At 67.3% G+C, this 7531-nt stretch carries 6 protein-coding genes; 2 read left to right on the top strand and 4 right to left on the bottom strand.

The annotated features are described in order from the left end of the window. The first annotated feature begins 4 nt into the window (after positions 1 to 4). Positions 5 to 406, top strand: coding sequence for a DUF5313 family protein (locus AC08ON_RS04965; protein WP_476616535.1), 402 nt, complete (start codon positions 5 to 7; stop codon positions 404 to 406). Positions 407 to 609: 203 nt separating this feature from the next. Here the strand turns inward: AC08ON_RS04965 and AC08ON_RS04960 are convergent, their stop codons facing one another. Beyond that, on the bottom strand, positions 610 to 2091 hold the full coding sequence (locus AC08ON_RS04960; protein ID WP_011435149.1) for an NAD(P)H-quinone dehydrogenase: 1482 nt from the start codon (positions 2089 to 2091) through the stop codon (positions 610 to 612). A gap of 193 nt (positions 2092 to 2284) precedes the next feature. Between AC08ON_RS04960 and AC08ON_RS04955 the strand changes: the two genes are divergently transcribed. After that, on the top strand, positions 2285 to 2725 hold the full coding sequence (locus AC08ON_RS04955; protein ID WP_011435148.1) for a gamma-glutamylcyclotransferase family protein: 441 nt from the start codon (positions 2285 to 2287) through the stop codon (positions 2723 to 2725). A gap of 70 nt (positions 2726 to 2795) precedes the next feature. On the opposite strand, the gene AC08ON_RS04950 is transcribed toward AC08ON_RS04955, so the two are convergent. From AC08ON_RS04950 to aspS, 3 genes are all read right to left on the bottom strand, one after another. Continuing rightward, positions 2796 to 4013 carry an amidohydrolase gene (locus AC08ON_RS04950; protein WP_476616532.1) on the bottom strand — a complete coding sequence of 406 codons (1218 nt, stop codon included), beginning with the start codon at positions 4011 to 4013 and terminating at the stop codon, positions 2796 to 2798. A 75-nt stretch (positions 4014 to 4088) separates the two neighbouring features. Further along, entirely contained in the window at positions 4089 to 5237 is a 1149-nt protein-coding gene (locus AC08ON_RS04945) for a glutamate--cysteine ligase (protein ID WP_476606616.1), read from the bottom strand. Between the two features lie 221 nt (positions 5238 to 5458). Further along, a complete protein-coding gene (aspS, locus tag AC08ON_RS04940) occupies positions 5459 to 7321 on the bottom strand; it encodes an aspartate--tRNA ligase (RefSeq protein WP_476606617.1) in 1863 nt (620 codons plus the stop codon). Positions 7322 to 7531: the final 210 nt, after the last annotated feature.

The raw sequence follows: 7531 nt of genomic DNA, 5'->3' as shown, positions 1-7531 counted from the left end.
GACGGTGAGCGGCCAGGACCGGAAGCTGCAGGACCGGAAGCTGGCGGTGGCCCGCCCGGTCGTTCAGCGACCACCGCTGACCGGGCGAGTGCACTACCTGCTTGGGGGGACCCTTCCTCCGGCCTACAACGGCTGGGTCTCGCATGACCTCACCGGCCCCGGCTGGAGGCTGCGCCAGGCGACACGGCCCTTCCTGCTGATGTTGCCCTTCGCGCTGATCTTTGCTCTGCTGCCCGGTGAGCTCGAAGTCCGAGCCATCGTCGTCGCGTTTCTTCTGATCTCTGGGATCGGGCTCGGCTTCGCCACCAGCGGGTTCTTCCGGAACCGCCGGCTGGAACAGCATGGCTTTCCTCCAATTTTCCCCACGAGCGACGATGAGGACGAGGGGGACGAGGACAACTCGTAGCCTTCTCCACAGGCAGGCGTCGGCAGTACTCGCTGCGCCGACCTTCGTCATGAGAGTCGGGACGGGCCGGTGCACGCGCCACTCGTCTGCGTCTGCGGGCAGCGCCCGGCAGCGGCGACTGCCGTCCGCGGCCCGACACGGCAGCCCAACACGGCAGCCCAAGATGGCAGGAGGTGCCGCGCGCGGCCCTGCCGGGCCCCTGCTCACTCTGGGTTGTCGAATCCCGCGAAGAAGTCGCGCGTACGCAGGACGCGAGCCGCCTCGGTGATCGATCCGGAGAGCGACGGGTAGATCGAGAACGTATGTGCGATTTGATCGACGGTCAGACCGTGTTCGACCGCGAGCGAGATGGAGAGGATGAGTTCGGATGCACGCGGCGCGACAATGACACCGCCAAGCACACTTCCACTCCCCGGACGGCAGAACAGTTTCACGAAGCCGTCCTCAATACCCATCATCTTCGCCCGCGGATTCCGCGAGAGTGGAACTGTGGTCACCTCGGCTGCGACTGCCCCGGTGTCCTTCATCACCTGCGTGACTCCGACGGTGGCGATTTCCGGCTCGGTGAAGATGTTGGACGACACCGTCCCGAGCCGCAAGGGTGTGACGGCCTCGCCGAGGGCGTGCCACATGGCGATACGCCCCTGCATCGCGGCGACCGATGCGAGTGGGAGGACTCCGGTGCAGTCACCGGCCGCGTAGACACCCGGCACCGAGGTCCGCGACATCCGGTCCACGTTCACATGCCCACCAGGCCCAAGCCGCACCCCCACGTCAGTCAGTCCCAGGCCCTTGGTGCGGGGTACCGAACCAACCGCCATCAGAGCGTGGCTTCCCGTAACGGTCCGGCCGTCGGTCAGCTCGACGATCACACCGTCCCCGATGCGCCGTACCGACGCCGCCCTCGATCGGTTGAGCACCTCGATCCCACGCCGCACGAACACATCCTCGATGACCCGGGCGGCATCCGGGTCCTCCCCCGGCAGCACGCGTTCGCGCGAGGAAACCAGCGTGACCTCGGCGCCAAGCGCCCGATACGCGCTGGCGAACTCGGCTCCGGTGACGCCAGAACCGACGACGACCAGATGTTCGGGTATCTCCTTGAGATCGTAGAGGTGGCGCCAGGTGAGAATCCGCTCACCATCTGGCCGGGCCGTGGGGAGGTCGCGTGGTGAGGCGCCGGTCGCGATCAAAATCACATCACCGACGAAGGTTTCACCGGTGCTGGTCTCGACTGCGTGCGGCCCGACGAGACGCCCAGAGGCGTGCACGACATCGACCTTCTCGCGCTCGAGCCGGCGCTCGATGTCCAGGGACTGGGCCTTGGCTAGATCACGGACCCGTTCGTACACCTGCTCCGCATCCACATTGACGACCTCCGGGGGCGTGAGCGGCCGGGTGCCCGAGTCCGTGCCGGTACTGATCCCCCAGGCCACGGGGGGCAACGCCGGTTCCGGCCCAGAGCCAAGACTATGCGGGCGGACACCCAGACCGGGAGCTAGAGCGAGGTTCGTCATGGTCTCCGAAGTTGCGATCAAGGTTTTGGAGGGGACGCAGTCGGTGAGCACACAGGCACCACCGACCCCCTCCGAGTCGATGACGGTGACCGTCGCGCCGAGTGAGGCGCCGACGAGAGCCGCCTCGTAGCCTCCGGGCCCTCCACCAAGAATGACGATGCGAGTCACGTGCCCTCCCGATCCGGTATCGCTTCCTTATCATCTTGCCCCGCCGCCGCGGCCGCTCTCCTGCCGGTGCGGGAGGCTCCGTAGGATCGCAGACGGAGTCCGACATCGGCGATGTCAGGTAGGGCCATCTTCCTCCTTTCATGAGCGGAAATTACAGTTACAATCACGCACCGTAACCCTCCGAGAGATCACAATGACCTTGTACGCGGCTTACGCCGGCAACCTCGACCCGGCGCAGATGAAGGAGCGGGCCCCGCACTCGCCCGTGACCGGCACTGGATGGATCAATGGCTGGCGTCTCACGTTCGGCGGTGAAAACGTCGGTTGGGATGGAGCCTTGCCGACCATCGTCGAGGCTCCGGGCGCTCACGCGTACGTCCTTCTGTACGACCTTGACCGTTACGACCTGGAACGGCTCGACGTCTGGGAAGGCGCGGACACCGGCCTGTACACCCGCATCCGGGTGCGGGTCTCCACCCTTGATGGGGAGGCCCTCGCCTGGACCTATGTTCTCGACGCCTACGAGGGAGGACTCCCGTCGCGCCGGTACCTCGAGATGATCGCCGATTCCGCGGAGAAGGCCGGGGCACCCGCCGATTACGTGGCCGAACTCCGTTCGCGACCGACCGCATGACGCATCACGGCAGCGTGACGCATCACACCATGAGGCGCGGCCGCGGATCCGGACAGAGGCGGACGTAGCGTCACGGCGCCGGGGGCGTATGGGTCAGCAGATCGAGAGCCGCGCCGGCAAGCAGCTTCACGCCCACACCGATCGCCCTCTCGTCCACGTCGAAGCTGCCCTGGTGAAGGTCGTAGGTGTGGCCGCCGGGTGTCCGAGTGCCCAATCGGGCCAAGGCCCCCGGCACGTGGTTCAGATACCAACCGAAGTCCTCGCCACCAAGCGATTGCGCCACCATGGTGGAGGCCCCATGACCAAACACGCGGTCGACGACGGTCCGAAGGACCTCGACGACATCCACGCTGTTCACCACGGGCGGCACTCCACGGCGGTAGTCGACCACGATCTGTGCTCCGTACGGTGCGATGAGCTGCTCGGCAACCTGAGTGACCAGCGCCGGCACGCTCTCCCAGGTCTCCCGGGACAGGGTGCGGACCGTGCCTCGAAGCTGACCGGTACGAGGGATGGCGTTGGCAACGGTTCCCGCCTGCACCTGACCCCAGACCAGGGAGAGCGCCGACCTGGGATCGACTAGTCGCCCCAACGCGGCAGGGAGATCGGCCGCAAGGCGGACGAGCGCGTACACCAGGTCGACTGTGTTCTGTGGCCGGGAGGTGTGACCGCCGGGCCCGGCCAGCGTGATTTCGACGGCATCGGCGGCAGAGGTGATCGGACCCGTCCGCAGACCGATCATGCCCAGGTCGAGCGCCGGATCGCAGTGCACCGCGATCGCCGTGGTCACCGGCTTCAGCACGCCCGCGTCGATGATGTCCAACGCGCCGCCCGGCATGAGCTCCTCCGCGGGCTGGAACACCAGGCGCACGGTCCCGGGCAGCGTGGACACGCGTGCGACCTCGGCAAGTGCGAGTCCGGCGCCGAGCGCCACGGTCGTGTGTACGTCATGTCCGCAGGCGTGAGCCACACCCGGAACGGTGGAGCGGTACGGCACGTCCTTGATATCCGAGAGCGGAAGAGCGTCCATGTCGGCCCGCAGCATGATCACGGGAGCGCCTGGATCATGATCGACGCCGGCACCGATGTCACACCACAGGCCAGGAAGGTCCGGCAGGCGCTGCGGCGACAGTCCCGCGGCCCGAAGCCGCGCCTCGACCTGCTCGGCAGTGCGGTGCTCCTGCCGGCCGAACTCCGGGTGAGCGTGGAGATCGCGACGCAACGCGATCAGCTCGGATTCGTGCGCGGCCACCCACCCGGCGACCGCCGCGGTCTCGTCAACCTTCATCTGCCGGCCGGGCTCCTCCCTGCACACGCCACGCGGGCCCTGAACGCAGGCGGTTCGGGGTATTCGCCGGCGTGTCTAGCCGTCGACTACCGGACGGCCGGTGTTCATCTCTTCGAGAAGGGTATCGACGACCCGGGTGAGCTCTCCACCGGCCCGCCGGGCGGCGTCCCGCTGCCGGATATAGCTCGCGCCCGTCCGCAGGATAGTCAGCGTGTCGGAGAGCTCGGATGAACAACCGAGACGGTGGGCGACCGGAAGCAGATCCTCCACGAGATCGGTGATGTCATCCCGGACCGGCCGGATACCGCCCCGACCATCGACGATGATCTGCGCGTCCAGACCGTACCGGGCCGCCCGCCACTTGTTCTCCTGCACGAGCCATCGTTGCGGGGTCGGGAGGCGATACCCACGATCGATCTGGGTGTTCATGCGGTCAACCAGGCACTGCGCGAGAGCCGCAACCGCCCCCACCTCCATCAGGGACGGCAGACCATCGCAGACCCGCAGTTCCACGGTGCCGAAGTTGGGATGTGGACGGATGTCCCACCAGACCTCGCGGATCGTCTCGATGGTGCCGGAGACAATCAGTGTCTCCATGAACGACTCGAAACCCGGCCAGTCCTCCAACGGGTACGGCAGTCCCGCGGTGGGCAGGCTCGCGAAGACCTGTGATCGCGATGAGGCCAGCCCGGTGTCTCCGCCCAGCCAGTAGGGCGACGACGCCGACAAGGCGAGAAAATGTGGGACATAGGCCATCAGAGCGTTCACGATCGGCATGGCCTTGTCCGCAGACCGCACTCCGACATGTACGTGGACGCCGAAGATGAGCAGCCGCCGGGCCAACCACTGCATCTGGCTGACCAACCGGAAATAGCGATGATCCTCGGTGATGCGCTGCCCCATATAGTTACTGGCCGGGTGCGTGCCGCTGCACATCAGCCCGATCCCGCGCCGTTCCGCCAGATCGCGCAGCAGCGAGACGGTTCCAGACAGGTCCGCGGTCGCTTCCTCCACCGAGTCGCAGACCCCGGTGATGACCTCGATGGTCGACTCGAACAGCTCGTGCTTGGCCTTGGCCGCCTCGCGCTCCCCGACCTTCGCCCGCAGCTCGTGAAGAATCCCGCTGGCCTCGCCGCGAAGTTCGCGCGATTGCTGGTCGACGAGCTGCAGCTCCCATTCGATGCCGAGACTGGTGCTCGACGACGACGAGAAAGGGATCTGCACCTGGCCTCCTGGGATCGGGTCTCGGGGTCGGTAACAGCTCGGGGTCGGTAACAGCACCAGACAGCCGTCACCCACCGGCTCGGCTCACGGGCAGCAGAAGGTGACTACCCCATTCGGCCCGTTCCTACCCCACCACCCCACCGGGGAAGCTGGCCAAAGGCCTGGTCGCGGCAATGCCCGGCCCCGACCACCTCACCGCTCATCGGCCAGGCCCGACGCACTCAGACGGCTACCGGTCCCGGTCCCTGTCCCGGTCCCTGTCCCGGTCCCTGTCCCGGTGCCGTGACCACCCGCACCCCCAGCTCACGCAGCTGACGATCGGTCACGGGCGTCGGGGCGCCCGTCAACGGGTCGAGTCCCGACTGGGTCTTGGGAAAGGCGATGACCTCCCGGATGTTCTCCTCACCGGCGAGGATCGCCACCAACCGGTCGATCCCCACCGCGAATCCGCCGTGCGGTGGCGCCCCGTAGCCGAAAGGGGTGAGGAAGAAGCCGAATCGAGCCTTCGCCTCCGCCGGCGAGATTCCGAGGATCCCGAAGATGCGCTGCTGGAGATCGCTCTCATGGATCCGGATCGAACCGGATCCGAGTTCCCAGCCGTTGAGCACCAGATCGTACGCCCGGCTACGCACCGCGAGCGGATCGGTCTCCAGCTTGTCCACATCGTCGGGGTGCGGACGGGTGAAGGGGTGATGCCCCGGCTTCGGCCGTCCGGTGCCAGGGTCCACCCCGACGAACAGCGGGAAGTCGACGACCCACACGAACCGCAACGGGCCTTCGCCGGCCGGTGGGCGGCCCAGATCGTTGCGAAGCTGGCCGAGTACCTCGCAGGTGGTCGCCCACTCGTCGGCGACCAGGAGAAGAAGGTCTCCCGCCACCGCCGCGGTTGCCGCGACGATGCCGGCGAGTTCCTCGGCGGAGAGGAACTTCGCCACCGGGGACTCCAGTTCGCCGCCGGGACCGACCCGCATCCAGACCAGGCCCTTCGCGCCCAGTCCCTTCGCCCGCGCGGTGAGATCGTCGAGCTTGCGCCGGTTGTGCGAGGCCGACCCGCCGGGTACGCGGATTCCCCTGACGGCCTCGGCCCCGGCGAACGCCTTGAAACCGCTACCCGCGAAGACCGCGGTCAGCTCTACGAGTTCCATGCCGAACCGCAGGTCCGGCTTGTCGACCCCGAAGCGGTTCATCGCCTCGTGCCAGGACATCCGCTCGATCGGCGGCACGAGGCCGCCGGTCACCGCCCGAGCCGCGGCCAAAACCGCCGCCGACGTCACGTCGAGCACGTCGTCCTGGTCCACGAAGCTCATCTCGAGGTCGAGCTGGGTGAACTCGTACTGCCGATCGGCCCGTAGGTCCTCGTCGCGCAGACACCGGGCGAACTGGAAATAGCGATCCGTCCCACCCACCATGAGCAGCTGCTTGAAAAGCTGGGGTGACTGCGGGAGGGCGTAAAAACTGCCTGGGAACTGGCGCGACGGAACGATGAACTCCCGCGCTCCCTCCGGGGTCGAGGGCATCAGCAGCGGCGTCTCGACCTCGACGAAGTCCAGCCGGGCAAGCGCCGAGCGCATCGCCGCAAGAACCGCCGAGCGGATCCGCAGGTTGCGCTGCATCCGGTCACGGCGCAGATCGAGATAGCGGTAGGCGAGACGAGTGGCCTCATCGACGGAGTCGGCTCGATCGTCCAGCGGGAACGGCGGCGGTGTCGCGACCGAGAGCACCTGCACCTCGCAGTCGCGTAGTTCGACCTCGCCCGTGGCCAAGGCGGGGTTCGCGGTCCCCTCCGGGCGGACGGCGACGGTACCGGTGATCCGCAATACGTACTCGGTCCGGACGTCGACCGAGCCGTCGACGACCGCCTGAATGATCCCGGAATGGTCACGCAGGTCGACGAAGGTCAGCGACTGGCCGTGCTGACGGCGATGCGCCACCCAGCCACACACCGTCACGGTCTGGTCAACGTGATCCGATCGCAGATCACCGCACACATGTGTGCGCATGGCCGTGCGCTGCCGCCCGCCCGAGGTGGCGGCCCCCGCCACCGGGATCGGTAGCTCGCCGGTGGTCGACTGGGTCGTAGTCATCGATCCGTTGTTCCCATCGCAGTCTGGTCCGGCCCGCCGGGTACTTTTCTCGCCAGATGTGTGGCGATGTCACCGCGCCCGTCGCGGGATCCAGTCCTGACCCTATCGGCCGGTAACCGCGAGACCGCCGCTCCCGGCGGCCACACAGGCCGCACAGGCCGCACAGCGAGATCGTTCACTGTTAGCGCAGCGCGCGGATGAAACGGCTCG

It is taken from the genome of Frankia sp. CoWAU3 (genome assembly GCF_977971855.1).
The sequence above is the reverse complement of the archived record's forward strand: the minus strand, read 5'-3'. Positions and strand labels throughout refer to the sequence as shown.

Bases quoted from the DNA above. Each gene is read 5' to 3' on its own strand.
- AC08ON_RS04955 (WP_011435148.1), top strand. From the start codon at position 2,285: ATGACCTTGTACGCGGCTTACGCCGGCAACCTCGACCCGGCGCAGATG.
- aspS (WP_476606617.1), bottom strand. From the start codon at position 7,321: ATGACTACGACCCAGTCGACCACCGGCGAGCTACCGATCCCGGTGGCG.
- AC08ON_RS04950 (WP_476616532.1), bottom strand. From the start codon at position 4,013: ATGAAGGTTGACGAGACCGCGGCGGTCGCCGGGTGGGTGGCCGCGCAC.